The 25,731-nt window shown below is 65.2% G+C and carries 25 protein-coding genes; 18 read left to right on the forward strand and 7 right to left on the reverse strand.

The window, feature by feature from the left end; all coding sequences use genetic code 11:
• Positions 1 to 28 precede the first annotated feature (28 nt).
• Positions 29 to 2,089: a methyl-accepting chemotaxis protein gene (locus tag FBT96_RS06850; RefSeq protein WP_136905562.1), complete on the forward strand. Its 2,061-nt coding sequence runs from the start codon at positions 29 to 31 to the stop codon at positions 2,087 to 2,089.
• Positions 2,090 to 2,151: 62 nt separating this feature from the next.
• Here the strand turns inward: FBT96_RS06850 and FBT96_RS06855 are convergent, their stop codons facing one another.
• Together FBT96_RS06855 and speB are read right to left on the reverse strand one after the other, a co-directional pair.
• Positions 2,152 to 3,186, reverse strand: coding sequence for a DUF475 domain-containing protein (locus FBT96_RS06855; RefSeq protein ID WP_136905563.1), 1,035 nt, complete (start codon positions 3,184 to 3,186; stop codon positions 2,152 to 2,154).
• Between the two features lie 87 nt (positions 3,187 to 3,273).
• Positions 3,274 to 4,251, reverse strand: a complete 978-nt coding sequence (gene speB / locus FBT96_RS06860; protein WP_136905564.1) for an agmatinase — start codon at positions 4,249 to 4,251, stop codon at positions 3,274 to 3,276.
• A gap of 168 nt (positions 4,252 to 4,419) precedes the next feature.
• Here speB and FBT96_RS06865 point away from each other — a divergent pair, with 168 nt between their 5' ends.
• From FBT96_RS06865 to FBT96_RS06875, 4 genes are all read left to right on the forward strand, one after another.
• Entirely contained in the window at positions 4,420 to 5,469 is a 1,050-nt protein-coding gene (locus FBT96_RS06865) for a cytochrome-c peroxidase (RefSeq protein ID WP_136905565.1), read from the forward strand.
• Positions 5,470 to 5,697: 228 nt separating this feature from the next.
• Positions 5,698 to 6,204, forward strand: a complete 507-nt coding sequence (locus tag FBT96_RS06870; protein ID WP_136905566.1) for an RrF2 family transcriptional regulator — start codon at positions 5,698 to 5,700, stop codon at positions 6,202 to 6,204.
• A gap of 242 nt (positions 6,205 to 6,446) precedes the next feature.
• Positions 6,447 to 6,578 (forward strand): hypothetical protein, encoded by a 132-nt coding sequence (locus tag FBT96_RS21425; protein WP_283234918.1) that lies wholly within the window; start codon positions 6,447 to 6,449, stop codon positions 6,576 to 6,578.
• Positions 6,579 to 6,686: 108 nt separating this feature from the next.
• Positions 6,687 to 7,034: a TfoX/Sxy family DNA transformation protein gene (locus FBT96_RS06875; RefSeq protein WP_136905567.1), complete on the forward strand. Its 348-nt coding sequence runs from the start codon at positions 6,687 to 6,689 to the stop codon at positions 7,032 to 7,034.
• A 23-nt stretch (positions 7,035 to 7,057) separates the two neighbouring features.
• Here FBT96_RS06875 and ndk read toward each other — a convergent pair whose 3' ends face one another.
• Positions 7,058 to 7,480 carry a nucleoside-diphosphate kinase gene (gene ndk, locus FBT96_RS06880; RefSeq protein ID WP_136905568.1) on the reverse strand — a complete coding sequence of 141 codons (423 nt, stop codon included), beginning with the start codon at positions 7,478 to 7,480 and terminating at the stop codon, positions 7,058 to 7,060.
• A 208-nt stretch (positions 7,481 to 7,688) separates the two neighbouring features.
• On the opposite strand from ndk, the gene FBT96_RS06885 reads away from it, so the two are divergent.
• From FBT96_RS06885 to FBT96_RS06910, 6 genes are all read left to right on the forward strand, one after another.
• Positions 7,689 to 9,545, forward strand: a complete 1,857-nt coding sequence (locus tag FBT96_RS06885; protein ID WP_136905569.1) for an ABC-F family ATP-binding cassette domain-containing protein — start codon at positions 7,689 to 7,691, stop codon at positions 9,543 to 9,545.
• Between the two features lie 30 nt (positions 9,546 to 9,575).
• Complete coding sequence (locus FBT96_RS06890; RefSeq protein WP_136905570.1) at positions 9,576 to 10,511, forward strand: nucleoside hydrolase; 936 nt, start codon at positions 9,576 to 9,578, stop codon at positions 10,509 to 10,511.
• A gap of 99 nt (positions 10,512 to 10,610) precedes the next feature.
• Positions 10,611 to 12,032 (forward strand): protein adenylyltransferase SelO, encoded by a 1,422-nt coding sequence (locus FBT96_RS06895; RefSeq protein WP_136905571.1) that lies wholly within the window; start codon positions 10,611 to 10,613, stop codon positions 12,030 to 12,032.
• A 59-nt stretch (positions 12,033 to 12,091) separates the two neighbouring features.
• Complete coding sequence (locus FBT96_RS06900; RefSeq protein WP_136905572.1) at positions 12,092 to 12,982, forward strand: DMT family transporter; 891 nt, start codon at positions 12,092 to 12,094, stop codon at positions 12,980 to 12,982.
• A gap of 115 nt (positions 12,983 to 13,097) precedes the next feature.
• On the forward strand, positions 13,098 to 14,372 hold the full coding sequence (eno, locus tag FBT96_RS06905; protein ID WP_013067439.1) for a phosphopyruvate hydratase: 1,275 nt from the start codon (positions 13,098 to 13,100) through the stop codon (positions 14,370 to 14,372).
• 140 nt (positions 14,373 to 14,512) lie between these two features.
• A complete protein-coding gene (locus FBT96_RS06910) occupies positions 14,513 to 14,941 on the forward strand; it encodes a cupin domain-containing protein (protein WP_136905573.1) in 429 nt (142 codons plus the stop codon).
• Here FBT96_RS06910 and FBT96_RS06915 read toward each other — a convergent pair whose 3' ends face one another.
• A complete protein-coding gene (locus tag FBT96_RS06915; RefSeq protein ID WP_136905574.1) occupies positions 14,942 to 15,196 on the reverse strand; it encodes a DUF2798 domain-containing protein in 255 nt (84 codons plus the stop codon).
• Between the two features lie 169 nt (positions 15,197 to 15,365).
• Positions 15,366 to 16,508 carry an anhydro-N-acetylmuramic acid kinase gene (locus tag FBT96_RS06920; RefSeq protein WP_136905575.1) on the reverse strand — a complete coding sequence of 381 codons (1,143 nt, stop codon included), beginning with the start codon at positions 16,506 to 16,508 and terminating at the stop codon, positions 15,366 to 15,368.
• Positions 16,509 to 16,567: 59 nt separating this feature from the next.
• Between FBT96_RS06920 and tyrS the strand changes: the two genes are divergently transcribed.
• On the forward strand, positions 16,568 to 17,818 hold the full coding sequence (gene tyrS / locus FBT96_RS06925) for a tyrosine--tRNA ligase (protein ID WP_136905576.1): 1,251 nt from the start codon (positions 16,568 to 16,570) through the stop codon (positions 17,816 to 17,818).
• Positions 17,819 to 17,958: 140 nt separating this feature from the next.
• Here the strand turns inward: tyrS and FBT96_RS06930 are convergent, their stop codons facing one another.
• The gene (locus FBT96_RS06930; RefSeq protein ID WP_136905577.1) at positions 17,959 to 18,540 is read right to left on the reverse strand and encodes a peptidylprolyl isomerase; all 582 of its coding nucleotides are present in this window, start codon (positions 18,538 to 18,540) and stop codon (positions 17,959 to 17,961) included.
• Entirely contained in the window at positions 18,533 to 19,039 is a 507-nt protein-coding gene (locus FBT96_RS06935) for a peptidylprolyl isomerase (protein ID WP_136905578.1), read from the reverse strand. Before FBT96_RS06935 ends, FBT96_RS06930 begins: the two co-directional genes overlap by 8 nt.
• A gap of 209 nt (positions 19,040 to 19,248) precedes the next feature.
• On the opposite strand from FBT96_RS06935, the gene FBT96_RS06940 reads away from it, so the two are divergent.
• The 6 genes from FBT96_RS06940 (at position 19,249) to FBT96_RS06965 (ending at position 25,700) form a co-directional block, all read left to right on the forward strand.
• Entirely contained in the window at positions 19,249 to 20,439 is a 1,191-nt protein-coding gene (locus FBT96_RS06940; protein ID WP_136905579.1) for a phosphoglycerate kinase, read from the forward strand.
• Between the two features lie 172 nt (positions 20,440 to 20,611).
• Positions 20,612 to 21,496, forward strand: a complete 885-nt coding sequence (locus tag FBT96_RS06945) for a fructose bisphosphate aldolase (protein ID WP_136905580.1) — start codon at positions 20,612 to 20,614, stop codon at positions 21,494 to 21,496.
• Positions 21,497 to 21,634: 138 nt separating this feature from the next.
• Entirely contained in the window at positions 21,635 to 21,934 is a 300-nt protein-coding gene (locus tag FBT96_RS06950; protein WP_136905581.1) for an FtsB family cell division protein, read from the forward strand.
• Positions 21,935 to 22,066: 132 nt separating this feature from the next.
• On the forward strand, positions 22,067 to 23,071 hold the full coding sequence (gene pdhA, locus FBT96_RS06955; protein WP_136905582.1) for a pyruvate dehydrogenase (acetyl-transferring) E1 component subunit alpha: 1,005 nt from the start codon (positions 22,067 to 22,069) through the stop codon (positions 23,069 to 23,071).
• A 12-nt stretch (positions 23,072 to 23,083) separates the two neighbouring features.
• Positions 23,084 to 24,433 (forward strand): pyruvate dehydrogenase complex E1 component subunit beta, encoded by a 1,350-nt coding sequence (locus FBT96_RS06960; RefSeq protein ID WP_136905583.1) that lies wholly within the window; start codon positions 23,084 to 23,086, stop codon positions 24,431 to 24,433.
• A gap of 7 nt (positions 24,434 to 24,440) precedes the next feature.
• Positions 24,441 to 25,700: a 2-oxo acid dehydrogenase subunit E2 gene (locus FBT96_RS06965; RefSeq protein ID WP_136905584.1), complete on the forward strand. Its 1,260-nt coding sequence runs from the start codon at positions 24,441 to 24,443 to the stop codon at positions 25,698 to 25,700.
• The last annotated feature ends 31 nt before the right edge of the window (positions 25,701 to 25,731 follow it).

A 25,731-nucleotide genomic window follows, 5' to 3' on the forward strand; every position in this document is an offset into this window, starting at 1 on the left:
TGCGCCGCAATGTGCCACCGGAGTCGCCATGTTCTTCCGCCAGAAGCCCGCCACCGAGTCGATTCTCGAAAAAGCCGAACGGAGTGCCGTCGAAACGGCGCTTGCCGTCATCATCATCGACATCGACGGCACGATCCGGCATGTGAACAAGGTCTATTCGGACCTGCTCGGCTATGCGTCAAACGAACTTGTGGGCAAGCCGGTCGCGGTGCTGATGCCGCCCGAAGAGGCGGGACGGGTCGGGAAAGGCCCGTTCTGGGACGGGCTGCGGGCGGGCAAGGTGCAGCGCATCACCGCCGCGCGCAAACGCAAGACCGGCGAGACGATCTGGATCGAGGCGACCTATGTGCCGGTCCAGGACGCTGCGGGCAAGGCCGCCCATGTCGTGAACTTCGCCGCAGATGTCACGGAAAAGACAAAGAAAACGAAGCGGCTGGAAGCGATGATGCAAGCCATCTGCCGCTCTGCCGCGGTGATCGAGTTCGATCTTGACGGCCGCGTGACCGAGGTGAACGACAATTTCCTCGACGTCACCGGCTACACGCGCGCCGAGGTGATCGACCAGCATCACAGCCTTTTCATGCCCGCGGGCAAGGCCGATCAGCCGGATTACGCGCAGTTCTGGACCCGGCTGCGCGCGGGCGAGCTGGTCGCGGGCGAATTCCTGCGCAAGGCCAAGGGCGGCAAGGACATCTGGTTGCGCGCCACCTACAACCCGCTGTTCGGGCTTGAAGGCAAGCTGACCGGGATCGTGAAATTCGCCTATGACGTCACCGAGGCAAAGACCGCGGCGCTGGATCAGGCCGGGCAGATCGCGGCGCTGAACCGCTCGCAGGCGACGATCGAATTCGACATGAACGGCAACACCCTGACCGCGAACGATATTTTCCTGCGGGCTCTGGGCTACACCCTGCCGGAAGTGGTCGGCAAGCACCATTCCAGCTTCCTCACCGCCGAAGACCGCGACAGCCCCGCCTATCGCAGCTTCTGGGCCGATCTGCGCGCCGGCCAGTCGCAGGTGGGCGAGTTCCGCCGCATTTCCAAGACCGGCACCGATGTCTGGATCCAGGCCAGTTACAACCCGATTCTCGACGCCGAGGGCAAACCCTACAAGGTGGTGAAATTCGCCACCGACGTCACCGCGCGCAAGGCGGCGATCCTGGACTTCCAGAGCGCCATCGCGGCGCTGAGCGCGGGCGAACTCGACCACCGCCTCGACCGGCCGATGACGGCGGAATTCGAGGCGCTGCGGCAGCATTACAATGAGGCGATCGGCCGGATGGCCGAGCTTGTCGGCTCGATCCTCGACAGCGCGCAATCGATCCAGAGCGAGACCGAGAGCCTGTCCGGGGCCTCGGCGGAACTGGGGCGGCGCACCGAAACCCAGGCCGCCTCGCTCGAGGAGACCGCGGCGGCGATCAACCAGCTCGCCTCCTCGGTGGAAAGCTCGTCCTCGGGCGCGCGCAATGCGGCGGGCGCGGTCGGCAAGGCGCGGCAGCGCTCGACCGAGGGGCGGCGCGTCGTGCAGGAGACGATTTCCGCGATGAACGACATCGCCCGCAGTTCGGAACAGATTTCGCGCATCACCAGCGTCATCGACGACATCGCCTTCCAGACCAACCTTCTGGCGCTGAATGCGGGCGTGGAAGCGGCGCGGGCGGGGGAAACCGGGCGCGGCTTTGCCGTTGTCGCCTCGGAGGTGCGGGCGCTGGCGCAGCGGTCTTCGGAAGCCGCGCGCGAGATCGCGGAGCTGATCGAAACCTCGGGCCGGCAGGTGCGGCAGGGCGTCGATCTGGTGAATTCCTCGGGTCAGGCGCTGGGCGAGATCGATCATCTTGTCGCCGAGGTGGACACGCTGGTGCAGGCGATCGCCAATTCGGCGGCGGAACAGTCGATGGGTCTGGGCGAGATTTCCTCGGCGGTGAACCAGCTTGATCAGGTGACGCAGCAAAACGCCGCGATGTTCGAGGAAAGCTCGGCCGCGGTGGCGGTGCTGCGCGATCAGGCTGGGCATCTGTCGACGCAGGGCGCGGTGTTCCGCACCGGCGGCGAGGGCGCCCGGTCCGCGGGCTTCCGCCGCGCCTCCTGAGCAATGCGAAAGGGCCGGTCTGCACCGGCCCTTTTGTCGGATCTGTGCCGCAGGCCCGGGCGTCAGGCCGGGTTCGACCGGCGCCAGCGCAGCGAGGACATCAGGCTCAGCCCGATGAAGACGACGCCCAGAAGCCCGGTCGCCCATTCCGGCACATGCATCAGCGTCTGCGCGAACATCGCCATCGACAGCACGAGGATCGACCAGAAGGCCCCGTGTTCCAGATAGCGGAACTCGCTCAGCGCCTGACGTTCGACCAGCATCACCGTCATCGAGCGCACGTAAAAGGCGCCGATCCCAAGGCCGATGGCGATCAGGAACAGGTTTTGCGTCAGCGCGAAGGCGCCGATCACACCGTCGAAGCTGAAGGACGCATCGAGCACTTCGAGATAAAGGAAAGCGCCCAGCCCGCCCTTGGCGACATCGCCCGAGAGCGAGGCCTTGTCGAGCACCTGCCCCAGCCCCTCGACGGCAAGGAAGGTCAGAAGCCCGGTGCAGGCGGCGACCAGAAAGGTGCCCTCGGTCTTCGTCGGCAGCCACCAGGCGAAGGCCAGCACGATCGCCAGCAGGAAACCGACCTCGATGCCGCGGATCGAGGCCCAGGAGCTGAGCCGCCGTTCCAGCGCGACGAACCAGTGCACTTCCTTGCTTTCATCGACGAAATAGCTCAGCGCCACCATCATCAGAAAGGCGCCGCCAAAGGCCGCGATCGACAGATGCGCCTCGCCGATGATGCGCGAATATTCCGCCGGTTGCGTCGCGGCGATGCGCAAAGCCTCGATCGGGCCGATGCCCGCGGCGATGACGACGATCAGCAGCGGAAACAGGATCCGCATGCCGAAGACGGCGATCAGGATCCCCCAGGTCAGGAAGCGGCGCTGCCATTCCGGCGTCATCTGCCCGAGCTTGTTGGCGTTGATGATCGCATTGTCGAAGGACAGCGAGATTTCCAGCACCGCCAGCACGCAGGCGACGAAGAAGAACGACAGCGCCCCGTGGGTCGTGTGTTCATAGGTGAAGCCAAGCCACATCGCCAGGGCAAGGCCGACCGCGGTGAACCCGAATGCCCAGCTGAAATATTGCAAGGTGCTGCGCATGATGTCTCCGTGTTGCGGCCGTGGGGCGCGAGGTGGTGAGCGCGATGTAGGCAGAGGGACGAGACTGTGCAAGCCCCTCGGGCTGCGTCACGATGCGTTGAGGGCCCTGCGACGGGTGGAACCGTAAAGCGCGATCAACTCTGTGGCGACATGCGCGCCCGCAATCGCGGTGGCGCCGGTGGGGTCATAAGGCGGCGAGACCTCGACGACATCGCCGCCGATCAGGTTGATCCCGGCCAGCCCGCGCAGGATCGCCGCCGCCTGCCAGCTTGCCAGACCGCCCCAGACCGGCGTGCCGGTGCCCGGCGCAAAGGCCGGATCGAGGCAATCGATGTCGAAGCTGATATAGGTCGGCCGGTCGCCCAGCACCGCGCGGATCCGCGCCACGGTTTCGGCGACGCCCGCCTGATGCACGAAGGGCGCGTCCAGAATAGTCACGCCGCAGGTGTCGGGGTTGTCGGTGCGGATGCCGACGGAAACGGTGGTTTCGGGGGCGACGAAGCTCAGTTTCAGCGCCTTGTAAAGGAAGGTGCCATGGTCGATCCGGCTCATGTCGTCATCGGCCCAGCTGTCGGAATGGGCGTCGAAATGCAGCAGCGCGACGGGGCCGTGATGGGCGGCAAAGGCGCGCAGGATCGGCAGGGTGATGAAGTGATCCCCCCCCAGCGTGATCACCCCCGCGCCCTGCGCCAGAATGCCTGCGATGTGATCGGTCACCCGGTCGGGGAAGCTGGCCGTATGGGCATAATCGAAGGCCAGATCGCCGTAATCGGCGATCGCCAGCTCGCTGAACGGATCGAAGCCCCAGCCATAGGGCGCGTCGAAGGCCTGCAGCGTCGAGGCCTCGCGCAAAGCCCGCGGCCCGAAACGGGTGCCCGGCCGATGTGTGACCGCCTGATCGAAGGGCACCCCCGTCACCGCCAGATCGATGCCGGTCAGATCCTTGGTGTAGCGCCGCCGCAGGAACGAGGTCGCGCCCGCAAAGGCATTCTCGAAGGCCAGACCGCGCGGATCTTCCCGCGTGAAGGCCATATCTATCTGATTTTTCGCGTCTTCCAGTGCCATGGACATGCCCCCTTTTCATCCCATAGCGCCTTGATAGACTTGGGGTGTCAACCAAAACCTGCGTCACCCCGCCACATCTGGACTTATTCCAACTTGACGCAGATCAAGACCCCCGCCCGCCCGCCTGTTTAGAAGTATTCCATATTCAAAAAGACCCGGAGGGACCCGATGAAACGCACTCAGATCAGCCTGTTGGCCGTGGCCACGCTGCTTGCCGCCCCCGCCCTTGCCGAGGATGCGGCACTGCGCGAAGAGGCCAGGGGCCTCTTTGAAGTGATCCCGATGCAGGCGCCGCAACTGGCCGACAACAACACCGTCACCCGCGACAAGATCGATCTGGGCGCGATGCTGTTCTTTGATCCGCGGATGTCGAAATCGGGCGTGTTCTCGTGTCAGTCCTGCCACAATGTGGGCCTGGGCGGGGTGGACGGGCTGGAAACCTCGATCGGGCATGGCTGGCAGAAAGGCCCGCGCAATGCGCCCACCGCGCTGAACGCCGTCTTCAACGTGGCGCAATTCTGGGACGGCCGCGCCCCCGATCTGGCGGCGCAGGCCAAGGGCCCGGTGCAGGCGGGCGTCGAGATGAACAACACCCCCGAAAATCTGGTGGCGACGGTGCAATCGATGCCGGGCTATGTCGAGGCCTTCGCCAAGGCCTTCCCGGGGCAGAAGGCCCCGATCAGCTTCGACAATTTCGCGCTGGCGATCGAGGCTTTCGAGGCCACGCTGATCACGCCGAATTCGAAATTCGACCAATGGCTGATGGGGGCTGACGGCGCGATGAGCGCCGAGGAAAAGGCCGGGCTGAAGCTGTTCATCGACACCGGCTGCGCCGCTTGCCACAATGGCATCAACATCGGCGACAACGGCTATTACCCCTTCGGCGTGGTGGAAAAACCCGGCGCCGAGGTGCTGCCCGCGGGCGACAAGGGCCGCTTTGCGGTCACTGCGACGGCGGATGACGAATATGTCTTCCGCGCCGGGCCCCTGCGCAACATCGCGCTGACGGCGCCCTATTTCCATTCCGGCAAAGTCTGGGATCTGCGCGAGGCGGTGGCGGTGATGGCGAATTCGCAGCTCGGCGCGACGCTCGACGATGCCCAGATCGATCAGATCACCGCCTTCCTTGGCGCGCTGACCGGCGAGCAGCCCGAAGTGGTGCATCCGATCCTGCCCGTGCGCAGTGCCCAGACGCCCCGGCCCGAACACATGAACTGAGGTCTTGCGCAAATTTGCGGCACAAAGGGCGCGGGGATCTTCCTCGCGCCTGTTCTTTTGGCGCCGCGCCGACGCGGACCGCGCAAGAACTTGCTGCAAAAGGAATACCTTGCAGACATATTGCCGCAAGGACACCGTTGCACTGTCAATCGCCGCGAAATCCTGACATATGTCAAAACAATATCTGTGACATGCCTTATCCCGTTTTCGGCAACCCCTGGAGCCAGCATGCGACTGACGACTCGGACCAACCTGGCAATGCGCACCCTGATGTTCTGTGCCGTGAACGGCGACAGGATCGTGCGCAAGCACGAAATCGCCGAGGCCTGCAACGCCTCGGAAAACCACCTGGCGCAGGTGGTGAACACGCTGGCGCAGCGCGGCTTCATCGAGACGCAGCGCGGCCGGTCGGGGGGGTTGCGGCTGGCGCGTCCGATGGATCAGATCGGCGTCGGCGAGGTGTTGCGCACCTTCGAGGCGGTGCTGCCCTTCGTCGAATGTCTGGACGGCGAGAACAACACCTGCCCGCTCTGCGATGCCTGCCGCTTCCGCGAGGCGATCGAGGCGGCGCTCGAGGCCTTCTACACCGCGATGGACAGCCATTCCGTCGGCGATCTGGTGCGCGACAACGCCGCATTGGAGCATCTGCTGCGCCTGCCCGGGGCGCCGCGGATCGGCATCTGCGGCGCAGGTCCGCGGGCCCGCACGACGCTGACGGCGGATCTGGAAGTCTGACCGCCCCTCACGGAAATGTTTCAAAATCAACGACGTTCTGTCGCCCCCGTGTGGTTTCGGCCCGCGGGGTCGGCCATTTTCCGCCCGGCCTGTTCGGGTAACGCTAACGCTCCTTTCATCGTGAGTTGAAGTTTCGGGCGGCTCCGTTTAGCTGCGTCATAGTGTCGCCGCAATTCAGACGCTCCATGCCGGAGCAAGGTGACAAAGCGAGGCCCGACATGCAACAGACGCAACAAATGGGAATGGTGTCTTCCGATCAGCAGGACGGCGTGCACCGTCAACAGGCCGAGGCGAAAGCTTCGGTGCAACAGCAGGGCCATGCGGAAAAACCCGTTCAGGCCGGCAAGACGATCACCGACTGGGCCTCGATCTGAGGCCCTCGGACCGGGGCCGTTGACCGGCCCCGCCGCGCCGCCCGCGGGCGTGCGAGACTTGCGGGACGGCTCCTGATCGGAGAGAGTTCTTCTGATCCGGAGCGTCCCATGCAATCCCCCCCTCTCTCCCCTCTGACCGACATTCCCGGCATCGGCCCCGCCACTGCCGAAGGCTTTGTCCGCGCGGGCATCGACAGTGCCGAAGCGCTGCGCGCCATGGGCGCCGAGGCCGCCTATGAAGCCTGGCTTCGGGCGGGCAATCCACCGCATTTCATCGGCTTTTATGCCCTGGTGATGGCGCTGCAGGGCCGCCCGTGGAACGATTGCCGCGGCGCCGAAAAGGAGGCGCTGCGCGTCAGCTTCGATGCGATGAAGGCCCGGACCCGGGGCAAGCAAAAGGGCCACCCCGGGATCGAGGCGGCCCTTGATGCGATTGGTGTCGGCCTGCGGCGCTAGCCGCAGACCCGAAGGTCGGGCACTCAGCCGACCAGTTCGAGACCCGAGAAGAAGAAGGCGATTTCCGCCGCGGCGGTTTCCGGCGCGTCCGACCCGTGGACCGAGTTTTCGCCGACCGAGAGGGCGAATTCCTTGCGGATGGTGCCGTCGGCGGCATTGGCCGGGTTGGTGGCGCCCATCACTTCACGGTTCTTGGCGATCGCGCCTTCGCCTTCCAGCACTTGCACGACGACCGGCTCGGACGCCATGAACTCGCACAGCTCGCCGTAGAAGGGGCGTTCCTTGTGCACTTCGTAGAATTTGCCGGCCTGTTCCAGGCTCAGCTTGAGGCGTTTTTGCGCGACGATGCGCAGGCCCGCTTCCTCGAATTTGGCATTGATCTTGCCGGTGAGGTTGCGGCGCGTCGCGTCGGGTTTGATGATCGAAAGCGTGCGTTCGATGGCCATGAGGGGAAGCCTCTTTGGTTGGGGACCGGGCAGCCGGTCAGAAAAGCGTCTGGCGCCTGCTATCATGCGGCAGGGATGTTGAAAACCCCCGGGCAACTGCCGTTTTGGGCAGGAAATGCGACAAATGCGCAAAGCCGGGCCCGGAAGGATTGCGCCGGTCGGCACCCGCGCCATTGACGCGCGGCCCCGGCTGAGGCAGAGCCAAGACATGCTCACGCTTGACGCCATCACCTATGCCATCGAGGGCCGCCCGCTGTTTGACGCAGCCTCGGCCCGGATCCCCACCGGCCACAAGGTCGGCCTTGTCGGCGCCAATGGCGCGGGGAAAACCACGCTGTTCCGACTGATCCGGGGCGAGCTTGCGCTCGAATCGGGCGAGATCTGCCTGCCCGTGCGCGCCCGTATCGGCGGCGTCGCGCAGGAGGTGCCCTCCTCTGAAACGAGCCTTCTGGATACGGTTCTGGCCGCCGATACCGAACGCGCGGATCTGTTGGCGGAATCGCAGACCGCGACCGACCCCGGCCGGATTGCCGAGATCCAGACCCGCCTTGCCGATATCGACGCCTGGTCGGCCGAGGGCCGCGCCAGCGCGATCCTGCGCGGGCTCGGCTTTGACGCCGAGGCGCAGCGCCGCCCCTGTTCGGATTTCTCGGGCGGCTGGCGGATGCGCGTGGCACTGGCCGGCGTGCTCTTCGCCCAGCCCGATCTGTTGCTGCTGGACGAGCCGACGAACTATCTCGACCTCGAAGGGGCGCTTTGGCTCGAACAATATCTGGCCCGCTACCCGCATACGGTCATCATCATCAGCCACGACCGCGATTTGCTGAACCGCGCCGTGGGCTCGATCCTGCATCTGGAAAACCGCAAGCTGACCTTGTGGAACGGGCCTTACGACCAGTTCGCCCGCCAACGGGCTGCGGCACGCGCGAACCTGGCGGCGGCGGCGAAGAAACAGGAGGCGCGGCGCGCGCATCTGCAAAGCTTCGTCGATCGCTTCAAGGCCAAGGCGACGAAGGCCGCGCAGGCGCAGGCGCGCGTCAAGATGCTGGAAAAGATGGAGCCGATCACCGCCCCCGAGGAGGCGGCGAAACAGGTCTTCAGCTTCCCCGTGCCGGAACAGCTTTCGCCGCCGATCATCACGCTGGATGGCGCGGCGGTGGGCTATGGCGACAAGCCGATTCTGCGGCGACTGAATTTGCGCATCGATCAGGATGACCGGATCGCGCTTCTGGGCCGCAACGGCGAGGGGAAATCGACGCTGTCGAAGCTTTTGGCGGCCAAGCTTGACACTTGCGAGGGGCGGATTGCCCGGTCGTCAAAGCTGCGGATCGGCTATTTCGCCCAGCATCAGGTGGATGAGCTGGACCTTGGCGCAAGCCCGCTCTTGCATCTGCAACGCCTGCGCCCCGAGGAGCATCAGGCGAAGCTGCGCGCACGCCTTGCGGGCTTCGGGCTTCTGGCGGATCAGGCGGAAACCGCTGTGGGCAAGCTTTCGGGCGGGCAGAAGGCGCGGCTGTCGCTGCTTCTGGCCACTTTGGACGCGCCGCATCTGCTGATCCTCGATGAGCCGACAAACCACCTTGATATCGAAAGCCGCGAGGCGCTGGTCGAGGCGCTGACCGCCTATTCCGGCGCGGTGATCCTGGTCAGCCACGACATGCACCTTTTGTCGCTCGTCGCCGACCGGCTCTGGCTGGTGAAAGGCGGCGCGGTGGCGCCCTACCCCGCCGATCTGGAAGCCTACCGGGCCGAATTGCTCGCGGGCGATCCCGACGACAAGCCCGCGCCGAAAGCGGTGGAAAAGAAGGCCCCGCCGCCCTCGCGCGAGCGGATTCTGGCGCTGCGCGCCGAGGCGCGCAAATGCGAGGAACGGGTCGAAAAACTGGCGGAGATGCTTGGCAAGCTTGACGAGAAACTCGCCGATCCTACCCTTTACGAAGCCGCCCGCGCCGCCGAGCGCGAGAAATGGATGCTCAAACACGCCGAAGCCCGCGCGGCGATGGGCCGGGCCGAGGAACTCTGGATGGCGGCGCTGGAAGCGCTGGAAACCGCGATGGCGGGCTGAGGCCTGCCCGGCAACGGCACGGGAACAAGCATGACGCGCAAGATCATCATCGACACCGACCCGGGACAGGATGACGCCGTGGCGATCCTTCTGGCGCTTGGCAGCCCGGAACTTGACGTGCTGGGCATCACCTGCGTTGCGGGCAACGTGCCCTTGGCGCTGACCACGAAGAACGCGCGGATCGTCTGCGAACTGGCCGGGCGGCGCGACGTGAAAATCTTCGCGGGCTGTGACCGGCCGCTGCTGCGCCCGCTGGTGACGGCGGAATATGTGCACGGGAAAACCGGGCTCGACGGCATCCCGCTGCCTGACCCCACGATGCCGCTGCAAGACCAGCATGCGGTCGATTTCCTCATCGAGACGCTGCGCCGCGAGGCCCCGGGAACGGTGACGCTTTGCCCGCTCGGGCCGCTGACGAATATCGCCACGGCCTTTCGCCGCGCCCCCGAGATCGTCTCGAAGGTCGAACAGATCGTCTTGATGGGCGGCGCCTATTTCGAGGTCGGCAACACCACCCCGGCGGCCGAGTTCAACATTTACGTCGACCCGCAAGCCGCGGAAATCGTGTTCAAATCCGGGGTCCCGCTGGTCGTCATGCCACTTGACGCGACGCACAAGGCGCTGACCACACGGCCGCGGATCGAGGCGTTCCGGGCGCTGAACACCCCGGTCGGCGCCGCGGTGGCAAGCTGGACCGATTTCTTCGAACGCTTCGACAGGACGAAATATGGCTCGGAAGGGGCGCCGCTGCATGACCCCTGCGTCATCGCCTGGCTGTTGCGCCCCGATCTCTTCGAGGGCCGTTTCATCAATGTCGAGATCGAGACCCATTCGGAGTTGACCATGGGCATGACCGTCGCCGATTGGTGGCGCGTCACCCCGCGCGACCCGAATGCGCTTTTCCTGCGCGAGATCGACGCCGAGGGCTTCTACAGCCTGCTGACCGAGCGCCTGTCCCGGCTCTGAGACAGAAGCGTATTTGAACCAGGAAAAATCAGCGGCTTTTCCTGGGGCAAAGACGCAGTTTCACTTGACCAAATATGCGTCTGAGCCAGATGTTAAGGCATGACCCCGGATTTTGACCCGTCCTATGCCCGCCTGCCCGAGCGGTTCTTTGCCCGGCAGGATCCGACCCCGGGGGCGGCACCCGCTCCGGTTGTGGTGAACCGGGCGCTGGCGGCGCGGCTGGGGATCGACGCGGATTGGCTGGAAAGCGCCGAGGGCACGGCGGTTCTGGCCGGAAATCTGGTTCCCGAGGGCGCCGCGCCGATCGCGCAGGCCTATGCGGGCCATCAGTTCGGCGGTTTCGTGCCGCAGCTGGGCGATGGGCGGGCGATCCTGCTGGGCGAGGTCATCGCCCCCGATGGCGCGCGCTTTGACTGGGTGCTGAAAGGCGCGGGCCGCACGCCCTGGTCGCGCGGTGGCGACGGGCGGGCCTGGATCGGGCCGGTGTTGCGCGAATATCTGGTGTCGGAAACCATGGCGGCCTTTGGCGTGCCGACGACGCGGGCACTTGGCGCGGTGCTGACCGGGCAAGGCGTCTATCGCGACGGGTTTCACCGGCCGGGTGCGGTGATCGCGCGCATCGCCGCCAGCCATATCCGGGTTGGCACCTTTGAATATTTCGCCGCGCGGCAGGATGAAGAAGCGCTTGCAACACTTTGCGATTACACGCTTTCCCGCCACTACCCCGAGGCGGAAGGCCCGCTTGGCCTGCTGGCCGCCGCGGTGGCCGCCCAGGCGAAACTGGTGGCGCAGTGGCTGTCTTTCGGCTTCATCCATGGCGTGATGAACACCGACAATTGCGCGCTCTCGGGCGAGACGATCGATTACGGCCCCTGCGCCTTTCTGGATGCCTATCACCCGCAAAAGGTGTTTTCCGCGATCGACCGTCAGGGGCGTTACGCCTATGCGAACCAGCCGCAGATCGCGCTGTGGAACCTGACGCAGCTGGCCTCCTGTCTGCTGCCGCTGATCGGCCCCGAGGCCGAGGCGGTGGAACAGGCGCAGGCGGTGCTCGACGGTTTTGCCCCCGCGTATCAGGCGGAATGGCTCTTCCGGATGGGACGCAAGATCGGCATCGCCCGTGCCACGCCCGAGGACCGCGGGCTGATCGAAAGCCTGCTTGCGCGCATGGCCACCGAGGGCGCCGATTTCACCCGCACCTTCCGCGGTCTGGCCACCGGGCGGGCGCGCGACGAATTCACCGATCCCGCCGCCTTCGACAGCTGGGCGCCCGGCTGGCAGGCGCGGCTGACGCGCGAGGTGGTGCCGCAGGCCGTCCTTTCTGCCGCCAATCCGGTGCGGATCCCGCGCAACCACCGCCTTGAAGAGGCGATCACCGCCGCCGTCGCGGGCGATTTCGCGCCGTTCCGGCAGCTCCAGGCGGCTTTGGCCCATCCCTTTGATCCCGCACCCGAATTTACCGCCTATGAGGCCGCCCCGACGGCAGAGGAACGCGTCGCCCGCACCTTCTGCGGCACCTGACTTGTGGCGGATACAATCGCGCTCTGGACCTTTCAGCGGCGCGCTGGCAGGGGACCGCCATGGGACATGGTGCTGAAAATCTCCGCGGAAGTCTGTTGATGGTGCTTGCGATGGCGGGCTTCGCCATCGAGGACATGTGCGTCAAATTCCTGGCCGGGCATCTGCCGGTGGGCGAGATCCTGATGCTTCTGGGCATCGGCGGCACGGCGATCTTTGCGACGCTGGCCCTGCGCAACGGCGACCGGCTGTTCTCGCGCGATCTGCTGGCCCCGGCGGTGATCGGGCGCAATTTCGGCGAGCTGATCGGCACGCTGGCCTTCGTCTGCGCCGTGGCCTTCACGCCCTTGGCCGAAGCCTCGGCGATCTTGCAGGCGACGCCGCTTGCGGTGACCCTTGGCGCCGCGCTGTTCCTTGGCGAGCAGGTCGGCTGGCGGCGCTGGTCGGCGATCGGCGTCGGTTTTCTGGGCGTGCTGATCGTGATCCGCCCCGGCACCGAGGGCTTTTCGGTGCTGTCGCTTTTCGCCGTCGTCGGCGTGCTGGGCCTGGCCGCGCGCGATGTGGTGACGCGCCGCGTGCCGAAATCCATCACCTCGATGCAGCTTGCAACCTACGGATTCGCTTCGGTGATTCCCGCAGGCGCGCTGCTGGTGCCGTTTCAGGGCCCGATGATCCCGCCCACCGCCTTCGATCTGGCGGGGATCACCGGGGCGCTGATCTTCGGCACGGCGGGCTATTATGCGCTGATCGCGGCGATGCGGCTGGGCGAGGTCTCGGTCATCACCCCGTTTCGTTACACGCGGCTGATCTTTGCGCTGATCATCGGCTGGGCGGTCTTTGCCGAAACGCCGGACCGCTGGACGCTGATCGGCGGCGCGATCATCGTCGCCTCGGGGCTTTACACGCTGGCCCGCCAAGGCCGTATGGCCAAGGCCGGGACCCCCGCCGCCTGACGCGAAAAATTCACGAAAAGTCGGACGCTAACAGCGCCGTTACCGCTATCGGAGGCCTTTTCGCTGCGGCTGCATTAGGCTATGCAGAAGGCGATTTTCCAATCGGAGCACTCTCATGAGCACGATCATCGACATCCACGCGCGCGAAATTCTCGACAGCCGCGGCAATCCGACCGTCGAGGTGGACGTCACCCTCGAAGACGGCACGATGGGCCGCGCCGCCGTGCCCTCGGGCGCCTCGACCGGCGCGCATGAGGCGGTGGAACGCCGCGACGGCGACAAGTCGCGCTACATGGGCAAGGGCGTGCTGGAAGCCGTGATGGCGGTGAATGGCGAGATCGCCGAGAATCTGGTGGGCGAGGACGTCACCGATCAGGAAGGCATCGACAAGCTGATGATCGAGCTGGATGGCACCCACAACAAGGGCCGTCTGGGCGCGAACGCGATCCTTGGCGTCTCGCTCGCCTGCGCGAAAGCCGCCGCCGATTTCACCGCGCAGCCGCTTTACCGCTATGTCGGCGGCACCTCGGCCCGCGTCCTGCCGGTGCCGATGATGAACATCATCAACGGTGGCGAGCACGCCGACAACCCGATCGACATTCAGGAATTCATGATCATGCCGGTCAGCGCGGGCAATATCCGCGACGCCGTCCGCATGGGCTCGGAAGTGTTCCACACGCTGAAGAAGGAACTGTCGGCCAAGGGGCTGTCGACCGGCCTTGGCGACGAGGGCGGCTTTGCGCCGATGCTCGCCTCGACCCGCGACGCGCTCGACTTCATCCTGAAGGCGATCGAAAAGGCGGGCTACAAGCCGGGCGAGGACATCTATCTGGCGCTTGACTGCGCCTCGACCGAATATTTCAAGGGCGGCAAATACGAGATGAAGGGCGAGGGCTTGTCGCTGACCTCGGCCGAGAATGTCGATTACCTGGCCAAGCTTTGCACCGAATATCCGATCATCTCGATCGAGGACGGCTGCGCCGAGGATGACTGGGAAGGCTGGAAGCTGCTGACCGATGCTTTGGGCGACAAGGTGCAGCTGGTGGGCGACGATCTTTTCGTCACCAACCCGGCGCGTCTGGCCGAGGGGATCAAGAAAGGCGTCGCCAATGCGATGCTGGTGAAGGTGAACCAGATCGGCTCGCTCTCGGAGACGCTGAAGGCGGTCGAGATGGCGCATCGCGCGCGCTACACCAACGTCATGTCGCACCGTTCGGGCGAGACCGAGGACGCGACGATCGCCGATCTGGCGGTGGCGACGAACTGCGGTCAGATCAAGACCGGCTCGCTCGCGCGCTCGGACCGGCTGGCGAAATACAACCAGCTGATCCGCATCGAGGAAATGCTGGGCGAGACCGCCGAATACATGGGCCGCGCCATTCTGAAGTAATTCGGGCCTGAAATAAGCCTCGGCTTCTTCTTGGTCCAAATACGCAAATTCCGCCGGAGGCACCCTGCCCCCGGCGGTTTTTCTTTGACTTTGAAGCCTCCGGCGGGCGTATTTGCGCCAAGAAGAAACCCGGAGGGATCATGGGCGAGGCAGATCGGATCATCGCGCAACTGGGGCTGGAGCCGCATCCCGAGGGGGGCTGGTATCGCCAGACCTGGGTGGCCGAGGCGGCGCCGGGGGGGCGCGCTGCGGGAACGGCGATCCTGTTTTTGCTGAAAGCGGGCGAGGCCAGCCATTGGCACCGGGTGGACGCCGCCGAGATCTGGCATTTTCACGCCGGAAGCCCGCTTGAATTGCGGGTTGCCGCGCAGGACAGCGGGCCGGTGACGCGGCTTCGCCTTGGCCCCGATGTGCTCGGCGCCGAGGTGGTGCAGGGCATCGTGCCGACCGGCCATTGGCAGGCGGCACGGACCTTGGGCGACTGGACGCTGGTCGGCTGCACCGTCAGCCCGGGGTTCCGCTTCGAGGGTTTCGAGATGGCCGCGCCGGGCTTTGACATTCCCGGCTGATCAGCCCTCGCGCACGGGGCGGTGCATCACGCGGAAGGCCAGCTTGAACGACAAGGGGCCGACGCCGAGCGACAGCAGGAACGCCACCGGCCAGGCGGTGAGCCAGTTGCGCAGCCAGATCAGCGCCCAGCCCTCGGGGAAGCCCTGCAGCAGGATCGAGAACAGAAAGGTCATCATCAGCGCCATCAGGCAGGAGATGAACACCTGCGCCAGAAGGATGGTCAGCTTTTCGCGTTTTGGATCGGGGGTTTGCATGGTCTCTCTCGATAGGATGCGCCGCGGGTTCGAGATCGACTAGCTCCCGCCCCAAGGGGCGGTGACCGGGATAACCTGACCGGTCTTACGTTTTTCGGCTGAGCCTCAAATAGGAACAAAGCCGCTTTGGGTCAAGGGGGCTGACCGGATTGCGGTTACTGCATCGCGGTTACTGCGGCCAGCTGACCTTGCCGCCGCCGACCAGCGCGGCGACGCCGGTCGTGGTCGGGCCCGAGGTCGGCAGGCCGCGCGCGACCCGGACCGCCAGATAGGCGAAGGCCTGCGCCTCGAGCATGTCGCCATCGAGGCCGATCTCTTCGATCGGCGCCACCGCACAGGGCAGCCGCGCGGCCAGCTCCGCCATCATCGCGGCATTGAGCCGACCGCCCCCCGAAACGAGGATCAGCTCGGGCGGGCTGGGGAAATGCTCGAAGCCGCGCGCGACGGCGGCGGCGGCACAGGCGGTGAGCGTCGCCACCGCATCGGCATCGTCGAGTTGGTCTATGAACGCCAGAGCGGCCGAAAATTCGTTGCGATCCAGCGACTTCGGCGGCATGCGGAAGAAATGCCGATGGCCGAGGAAGGCGGTCACCGCGGCCTCCTCCACCCGACCCGAAAGCGCAAGCGCGCCGCCGATATCGGCCGTGGCGCCCAGGCGGCGGCGCATCAGATCGTCGATCGGCGCATTCGCCGGGCCGGTGTCGAAGGCCAGCACGGCGCCCTCGGCTTCGGGGGCGGGCAGGCGCGGATCAAGCCAGGTGACATTGCCCACCCCGCCCAGATTGAGAAAGGCGCAAGGCGCCGAAAGCCCCGCCCATCGCGCGCAGGCGAAATGGAAGAACGGCACCAGAGGCGCCCCCTGCCCGCCCATTTCCACATCCATGGAGCGGAAATCCCAGACCACCGGATGGCCCAGCACCTCGGCCAGCACCGCGCCATCGCCCGCCTGATGCGTGCGCCGCGCCCCGTGCTGCCCGTTCGGATCATGCGCCAGCGTCTGGCCGTGAAAGCCGATCAGCACCTCGCCCGCCTCCTCGGGCAGATCGGCGAGCAGCGCCGAGAGCACCTCGGCATGGGCGGTCTCGACCACCTCGGCGGCCTCGGCCACGCCGTCCTGGCCCGGCCAGCGGCCAAGCGCACGATGGATCGCGCCGCGCTCGGCGGGGGTGTAGGGGCGATAGGCCGTGGGGCCGAAATCGAGGATCGCATGGCCGTCGGTCAGCAGCGCCGCCGCGTCGACACCGTCAAGCGAGGTTCCCGACATCGTGCCGACGGCCCAGACCGGCCCCGTTTTTGCGCCCGTTTTCAACATCTCTTCCCCTTTTGCGCTTGCGCCGATATACGCATGGGGCCAGCCAAGGGACAAGCACGATGACTTATCATCCGAAATCGGAATTCCTGCGCGTCATCATCGAGCGCGGATTTCTGGCCGATTGCACCGATCTTCAAGAACTTGACGCCGCTTTGGCGGGGGGGATGGTGACCTGCTATATCGGCTATGATGCCACGGCGGCCTCGCTGCATGTCGGGCATCTGCTGAACATCATGCTTCTGCGCTGGTTCCAGAAGACCGGGCACAAGCCGATCACGCTGATGGGCGGGGGCACGACGAAGGTGGGCGATCCCAGCTTCCGCTCCGAGGAGCGTCCGCTGCTGACGCCCGAGAGGATCGACGAGAATATCGCCGGGATGCAGCGGGTCTTTGCGCGCTATCTCGATTACAAGGACGACGGCAATGGCGCGCTGATGCGCAACAATGCCGAGTGGCTTGACGATCTGAATTACCTTGAGTTCCTGCGCGACATCGGGCGGCATTTCTCGGTCAACCGGATGCTGAGCTTCGAATCGGTGAAATCGCGGTTGGACCGCGAACAGTCGCTGAGCTTCCTTGAATTCAACTACATGATCCTGCAGGCCTATGATTTCCTGGAGCTGAACCGCCGCTATGGCTGTCTGCTGCAGATGGGCGGCTCGGATCAATGGGGCAATATCGTCAACGGCATCGATCTGACGCGCCGGGTGCTCGATCGCGAGATTTTCGGGTTGACGACGCCGCTTCTGACCACCTCGGACGGGCGCAAGATGGGCAAGTCGCAGGGCGGCGCGGTCTGGCTGAACGGCGAGATGCTGAGCCCTTACGAATTCTGGCAGTTCTGGCGCAATACGACCGATGCCGATGTGGGCCGGTTCCTGAAGCTTTACACCGATCTGCCGGTCGATGAATGCGACCGGCTGGGCAAGCTGGAAGGGTCCGAGATCAACGGCGCGAAGATCATTCTGGCGAATGCGGTGACGACGCTGCTGCACGGCGCCGAAGCGGCGGCGGCGGCCGAGGCCACCGCGCGCGAGGTTTTCGAGCGGGGCGGCGTCGGCGAGGATCTGCCGCGCCTGAGCCTGAGCGCCGAGGAACTGGCCGAGGGCATCAGCCTGGCGCAGCTCGTCGTGCGTTCGGGGCTGGCGAAGACCGGCAAGGACGGCAAGCGGCTGATTTCCGAGGGCGGCCTGAAGGTCGATGACGAGATCTGCCTTGACGCCGGGCGGATGTTTTCGGCCGCCGATCTGGCCGCGCCGGTGAAGCTGAGCGCGGGCAAGAAGCGCCATGCGCTGGTTTGCCTGGGCTGAGGAAGGCCGGGGCTCCGCCCCGGACCCCGGGATATTTCGGGCAAGATAAATGCAAAAGGGCGCTCCTGCACGGGCGCCCTTTTATCTTGCTTCAAATATCCCGGGGGGTCAGGGGGGCGAGCCGCCCCCCTGCGCCCGTGTCACTCGATCGTGGCCTTGACGATGTAATCCGGGGTTTCGACAAGCCCGTTCATCTCGGGCGCGCCCTTTTTCAGCGTGTCGATCAGATCCATGCCTTCGACCACATGGCCGACGATGGTGTATTGGCCATCCAGATGCGGCGCGGCGTCGAACATGATGAAGAACTGGCTGTTGGCCGAGTCGGGGCTGGCCGAACGCGCCATGCCGACCATGCCGCGGCTGAAGGAGCGGTTCGAAAACTCCGCCGGAAGGTCGCCGTATTTCGACCCGCCCATCCCCGCCATCGACAGATCGCCGCCGCGCTTGCCGAATTGCACGTCGCCCGTCTGCGCCATGAAGCCCTCGATCACGCGGTGAAACACCACGTCATCATAGGCATGTTCATTGGCAAGCTGGGTGATGCGCTCGACATGGCCGGGGGCGACATCGGGCGTCAGGTCGATCACCACCTTGCCCGAGACCGAGCCGCCGATTTCGAGCACGAGGTTCGGGCCCGGGCCATCGGGCGCGGTGGTGCCATCCTGCGCCAGCGCGCCGGTGGCCGCAAAGGCCAGTGCCGTGGCGAGGAGCAGCTTACGCATCGGCCGCCACCCGCACGGTGATCATCCGATCCGGGGAAGCCGGCGGCTCGCCACGGGCGATCTTGTCGACGAATTCCATCCCCGAGATCACCTGGCCGTACACGGTGTATTGGCCATTGAGGAAGCTGTTGTCGGCGAAGTTGATGAAGAACTGGCTGTTGGCCGAGTTCGGATTTTGCGACCGCGCCGCGCCAAGCGAACCGCGGGCATGCGGCACCTTGGAAAATTCCGCTTTCAGATCAGGATATTGCGACCCGCCCGTGCCGGCGCGACGGGGGTTGTAATCCTTTTCCATATTGGCGTTTTCGACATCGCCCGTCTGCGCCATGAAGCCGTCGATGACGCGGTGGAAGGCGACGTTGTCATAGGCGCCGTCGCGGGCCAGCTGTTTCATCCGTTCGCAGTGCAGCGGCGCCACATCGGTGAGCAGCTCGATCACCACCGGCCCGTCCTTGAGCGTGATGATGATGGTGTTTTCGGGATCCTTGATCTCGGCCATGGGGCTCTCCTGAATTTGGTCTGGGCGCAACTTAGGGGCTGCGGGCGGCGGTGAAAAGGGCAAAGCGACGCGGGAATTTCGTCGCAGCCGGGCGGGTTTTGGCCCCCTGCGGGACCGCAAGGCGTTGACGACCCCGTCACATCCGGGCAATTTTGCGCGAGCCGCAGGTGGACGGCCCCCGCCTTGCGACCCACAACTGGAGAACGGATATGGCTTGGAAAACGCTCGACGAGATGGATCTTGCGGGCAAGGTGGTGCTCGTGCGCGTCGATATCAACGTGCCGGTGGAAAACGGGGTGGTGACCGACGCGACGCGGATCGAGAAGATCGCGCCCACGGTCAAGGACATCCTTGCCAAGGGGGGCAAGCCGGTGCTGCTGGCGCATTTCGGCCGCCCGAAAGGCAAGCCCGTGCCGGAAATGAGCCTGCGTCCGCTCGTGCCGGAACTGGCCAAGGTGCTGGGCGTGCCGGTGAAATTCGCCGAGGATTGCATCGGCGCCCCGGCGAAGACCGCCGTCGCGGCGCTGGCCGCGGGCGAGGTGCTGCTGCTTGAAAACACCCGCTTCCATGCCGGTGAGGAAAAGAACGACCCGGAACTGAGCGCCGCGATGGCCGCGCTGGGCGAGGTCTATGTGAACGACGCCTTCTCGGCGGCGCACCGGGCGCATTCCTCGACCGAGGGTGTGGCGCATATCCTTCCTGCGGCCGCCGGGCGGCTGATGGCGGCGGAGCTGAAGGCGCTGGAAGCGGCGCTGGGCAATCCGGTGCGGCCGGTGACGGCGGTGGTGGGCGGGGCCAAGGTCTCGACCAAGCTTGACCTTTTGGGCAACCTTGTCACCAAGGTCGATCATCTGGTGATCGGCGGCGGCATGGCGAACACCTTCCTGGTCGCGCAGGGCATCGATGTCGGCAAGTCGCTGGCGGAACGCGAGATGGCCGAGACCGCGCGCGAGATCCTGGAAAAGGCCAAGGCCGCGGGCTGTGCCATCCACCTGCCCGCCGATGTGGTGGTGGCGCGCGAGTTCAAGGCCGGTGCCGAGAACGAGGTCGTCGGCAATGCCGATTGCCCGGCCGATGCGATGATCCTCGATGCCGGGCCGAAATCGGTCGAGGAGATCGCCAAGGTGTTCGAGGCATCGAAGACGCTGATCTGGAACGGGCCGCTGGGCGCCTTTGAAATCGCGCCCTTTGACGCGGCGACGAATGCGGCGGCGCAAAAGGCGGCCGATCTGACCAAGGCGGGCAAGCTTGTGTCCGTCGCGGGCGGTGGCGACACCGTGGCGGCGCTGAACAAGGCGGGCGCGGCGGAGGATTTCAGCTACATCTCGACCGCGGGCGGCGCTTTCCTGGAATGGATGGAAGGCAAGGAACTGCCCGGCGTCGCGGCGCTGACGAAGTAATCCGGCCCCCGGGCCGAACCGGCGGGGCGCTGCGAAGCGCCCCGTTTTTTCATGTCTGCCACGGCTGTTAGCGAAACCGGAATTGCATCGCGTGTCACAAGGGTTTAACCGGGGGCTGCAATTGCAGAAGTCGCTGCCCGGAATGGTCCGGGCCCAGGATCGGGGGTCGAAGATGGCGAAGACGATGATGGAACACATGCGCAAGGGCGAGGGCTTCATTGCCGCGCTTGACCAGTCGGGCGGCTCGACGCCGAAGGCGCTGCGGCTCTATGGCATCACCGAGGACGCCTATTCGAACGAAACCGAGATGTACGACCTGATCCATGCGATGCGGGCGCGGATCATCAAGTCGAGCGCCTTCACCGGCGACAAGGTGGTGGGCGCGATCCTGTTCGAACAGACGATGGACCGCGACATCGACGGCATTCCGACCGCCACCTATCTGTGGGAAAAACGCGGTGTCGTGCCCTTCCTGAAGATCGACAAGGGTCTGGAAGAGGAAAAGAACGGCTGCCAGCTGCTGAAAGCCATGCCGACGCTGGATGCGCTGCTTGAACGCGCCGCCGAGGCCGGGATTTTCGGCACCAAGGAACGTTCGGTGATTTCGGCCGCCGATCCGATGGGGATTGCCGCGGTCGTGGCGCAGCAGTTCGAAGTGGGCGAGCAGGTTCTGGGCGCGGGCATGGTGCCGATTCTGGAACCCGAGGTGACGATCTCGATCGCCGACAAGATCGAGGCCGAGGCGATGCTGCGCGATGCGCTGCTGGCCGGGCTGGAAACCGTGTCCTCGCCGGTGATGCTGAAGCTGAGCCTGCCGACGGTGGACAATTTCTACCTGCCGCTGGTCGAGCATCCGAATGTGATCAAGGTCGTGGCGCTGTCGGGCGGCTATGCCCGCGCTGACGCGAATGCGATCCTCGCCCGCAACAAGGGCATGATCGCGTCGTTCAGCCGCGCGCTGACCGAGGGGCTGACCGCGCAGATGACCGACGCCGAATTCGACGCGGCGCTGGGCGAAGCGATCGACAGCATCTACCGCGCCTCGATCGCGGGCTGATTGGGCGCGGGCTGATCTTTCCTGACAGGATCTTGCGGGCCCCCATCGGGGGCCCGTTTGTTTGCGCCCCTTTTCAGGCCGCGGCCTTTGTGGCATGGTTGCCGAAACGTCCGGCAGAGGCGGCAGGAAAGGCAGAGCATGAATTTTCCGAAAGGCCCGCGGGTCGTTCCCTTCGTTTTCTATTCCGCCGCCACCGTGCTGGGGCTGAACTTCGCCTTTGCCGCGATGCAGGGGCCGAACGGCATCTTTCACCGCGTGCAGGTCGATGCCGAAATCGAGAAACTGACGATCGAGCGCGACACGCTGGAGGCCGAAAAGGCGCGGATGGCCAATCTGACGCGGCGGCTCTCGGATGATTATCTGGACCTCGATCTGCTGGATGAACGCGCGCGCGAGGTGCTGGGCACGCTGCGCGGCGATGAAATCGTGATCCGTTAAGCTTTCGCAAAGCCTGTTTTCGCGCCCGCACGGCTTCGTGCGGGCGTTTTGCGTTCGCGCGATTGCATCTTTTCGTCGCATGCTGTAGAGAATGGTTTAACGTTGAACTATCACGACCTGGGAGGCTGTCCGATGGCGACACGCAAGACCCCCGAGACCGCGGCGCAAGCGCGATCCAATGTCTCGAAGGAAGAATTGCTCACATATTACCGTGACATGCTGATGATCCGCCGGTTCGAGGAAAAGGCGGGCCAGCTTTACGGCATGGGCCTGATCGGCGGTTTCTGCCATCTGTATATCGGGCAGGAAGCGGTCGTCGTGGGGCTGGAAGCCGCGACGAAGCCGGGCGACAAGCGCATCACCTCGTATCGCGATCACGGCCACATGCTGGCTTGCGGCATGGACCCGAAAGGCGTGATGGCGGAACTGACCGGGCGCGAGGGCGGCTTGTCGAAGGGCAAGGGCGGCTCGATGCACATGTTTTCCAAGGAAAAGCACTTCTACGGCGGGCATGGCATCGTCGGCGCGCAGGTGCCGCTGGGGGCGGGGCTGGCCTTCGCCGACAAATATCTGGGCAATGACAATGTGACCTTCGCCTATTTCGGCGATGGCGCGGCGAACCAGGGCCAGGTCTACGAGACCTTCAACATGGCGGCTTTGTGGAAGCTGCCGGTGATTTTCGTGATCGAAAACAACCAATATGCGATGGGGACGGCGCAGAAACGCTCGACCTCGACGCCTGACATCTACATGCGCGGCGAGGCTTTCGGCATTCCGGGCGAGATCGTCGATGGCATGGATGTGCTGGCGGTGAAGGCGGCCTCGGAAAAGGCCGTCGCGCATTGCCGGTCTGGCGCGGGGCCGTTCATTCTGGAAGTGAAGACCTATCGCTATCGTGGTCACTCGATGTCGGATCCGGCGAAATACCGCACCCGCGAGGAAGTGCAGAAGATGCGCGACGAACGCGATGCGATTGAAAACGTGCGGGAATTGCTGATTTCCTCGGGTCAGGCGACGGATGATGACCTGAAGGCCATCGACCGCGAGATCAAGGCGATCGTGAACGAGGCGGCGGAGTTTGCCAAGGAAAGCCCGGAGCCCGCGTTGACCGAGCTTTGGACCGACATTTACGCCTGAGGAGAGAGAACGATGGCAATTGACGTGTTGATGCCCGCGCTGTCTCCGACGATGGAAGAGGGTCGGCTGGCGAAATGGCTGGTGCAGGCGGGGGATGTGGTCAAATCGGGCCAGATCCTCGCCGAGATCGAGACCGACAAGGCGACGATGGAATTCGAGGCGGTCGATGAGGGCACGGTGGTTGAGCTGCTGGTGGCCGAGGGCACTTCGGGGGTGAAGGTGAACGCGCCGATCCTGCGGCTGGCGGGCGAGGGTGTCGAGACGGCGCCTGCGCCGAAGCCCGCGCCGGTTGCGCCGACCCCTGCCCCGGTCGTGGCGGCCCCCATTGCGGCGGCGCCGGTCGTTTCGAAAGCCTCGGCCGATTGGCCGGAAGGCACGGTGATGAAGACGATGTCGGTGCGCGAGGCTTTGCGCGAGGCGATGGCCGAAGAGATGCGCGCCGATCAGAGCGTCTTCCTGATGGGCGAGGAAGTCGGCGAATATCAGGGCGCCTACAAGGTTTCCCAAGGGCTGCTGGATGAATTCGGCGCGCAGCGCGTGATCGACACGCCGATCACCGAACATGGCTTCACCGGCATCGCGGTCGGCGCCGCCTTTGGCGGGCTGAAACCGATCGTCGAATTCATGACCTTCAACTTCGCCATGCAGGCGATCGACCAGATCATCAACTCGGCGGCGAAGACCTTGTACATGTCGGGCGGTCAGCTCGGCTGTCCGATCGTTTTCCGCGGCGCGAACGGGGCGGCTGCGCGCGTTGCGGCGCAGCATAGCCAGGATTACGCCGCCTGGTATGCGCAGATCCCGGGGTTGAAAGTGGTGATGCCCTATTCGGCGGCCGATGCGAAAGGCCTTTTGAAATCCGCGATCCGCGACCCGAACCCGGTGATTTTCCTCGAAAACGAGATCCTTTACGGGCGCTCCTTCGAGGTGCCGGTGCTCGATGATTTCACCGTGCCCTTCGGCAAGGCCCGGATCTGGCGCGAGGGCACGGATGTGACGCTCGTCAGTTTCGGGATCGGGATGGCGCATGCGCTTGAGGCCGCCGACAAGCTTGCGGCCGAGGGCATCAGTGCCGAGGTGATCGACCTGCGCACGCTGCGCCCGCTCGATTACGACACGGTTCTGGCCTCGGTGATGAAGACGAACCGCTGCGTCACGGTCGAGGAAGGCTGGCCGGTGGGCTCGATCGGCAACCATCTGTCGGCCACGATCATGGAGCGCGCCTTCGATTATCTCGATGCGCCGGTGATCAACTGCACGGGCAAGGATGTGCCGATGCCCTATGCGGCGAACCTTGAGAAACTGGCGCTGGTGACCTCGGACGAGGTCGTCGCGGCGGTCAAACGCGTCTGCTATCGGTGAGGGAAAGATGGCTGTGGAAATCCTGATGCCCGCTTTGTCCCCCACGATGGAGGAGGGCACGCTGGCGAAATGGCTGGTCAAGGAAGGCGATGCGGTCAAATCGGGCCAGATCATCGCCGAGATCGAGACCGACAAGGCGACGATGGAATTCGAGGCGGTCGATGAAGGCGTGATCGGCAAGCTTCTGGTCGCCGAAGGCACTTCGGGGGTGAAGGTGAATGCCGCCATCGCCGTGCTGATCGAAGAGGGCGGCAGCGCCGAGGTTGTGCCGGTGGCGAAAGCCGCGGTCCCTGCCCCGGTTGCAGCGCCCGTGGTGGCCGCGCCTGCGGCGCTGGTCGCGCCGAAAGCGGCGGGCGTGCGGATCTTCGCCTCGCCGCTCGCGCGGCGGATCGCGGCGGAGAAGGGGCTGGATCTGGCGGCGGTTGCGGGCTCGGGCCCGCATGGGCGGATCGTCAAGGCCGATGTCGAAGGCGCAGAGGCGAGGCCCGCGGCGCCGATTGCGGCCCCGGTCGCAGCTGCGCCCCCTGCCCCCGCGCCGGTCTCGGCCGCAACGGTCGCGAAGCTTTACGAGGGCCGCGCCTATACCGAAGTGCCGCTTGATGGCATGCGCCGGGTGATTGCGGCGCGGCTGACCGAGGCGAAGCAGACGATCCCGCATTTCTACCTGCGCCGCGAGGTGCGCCTTGATGCGCTGCTGAGCTTCCGCGAGGAGCTGAACCGTCAGCTGTCCGCTCGTGGGGTCAAGCTTTCGGTCAATGATTTCATCATCAAGGCCTGCGCTCTGGCGCTGCAGGCGGTTCCGGCGACGAATGCGGTCTGGGCGGGGGATCGGGTGCTGCAGATGCAAGCCTCGGATGTCGCCGTGGCCGTGGCGATCGAGGGCGGGCTGTTTACCCCCGTGCTGCAGGATGCCGACACGAAATCGCTGAGCCAGCTGTCGGCGCAGATGAAGGATCTGGCGAAACGCGCGCGGGACCGGAAACTGGCGCCGCAAGAATATCAGGGCGGATCCTTCGCGATCTCGAACCTGGGGATGATGGGGATCGAAAGCTTCGACGCGGTGATCAACCCGCCGCATGGCGCGATTCTGGCCGTGGGCGCGGGGGTGAAGAAACCCGTGGTCGGCGCTTCCGGCGCGATCGAGGTGGCGACGATGATGTCGCTGACGCTTTCGGTCGATCACCGGGTGATCGATGGCGCGCTGGGGGCGGACCTGCTGGCGGCGATCGTCTCCAATCTGGAAAACCCGATGGCGATGCTGGCCTGAAGTTTCCGAAATCTGCGACATGGCGGCGGGG

The sequence above is a fragment of the Rhodobacter capsulatus genome (assembly GCF_005144475.1).
GTDB classification, from domain to species: domain Bacteria; phylum Pseudomonadota; class Alphaproteobacteria; order Rhodobacterales; family Rhodobacteraceae; genus Rhodobacter; species Rhodobacter capsulatus_C.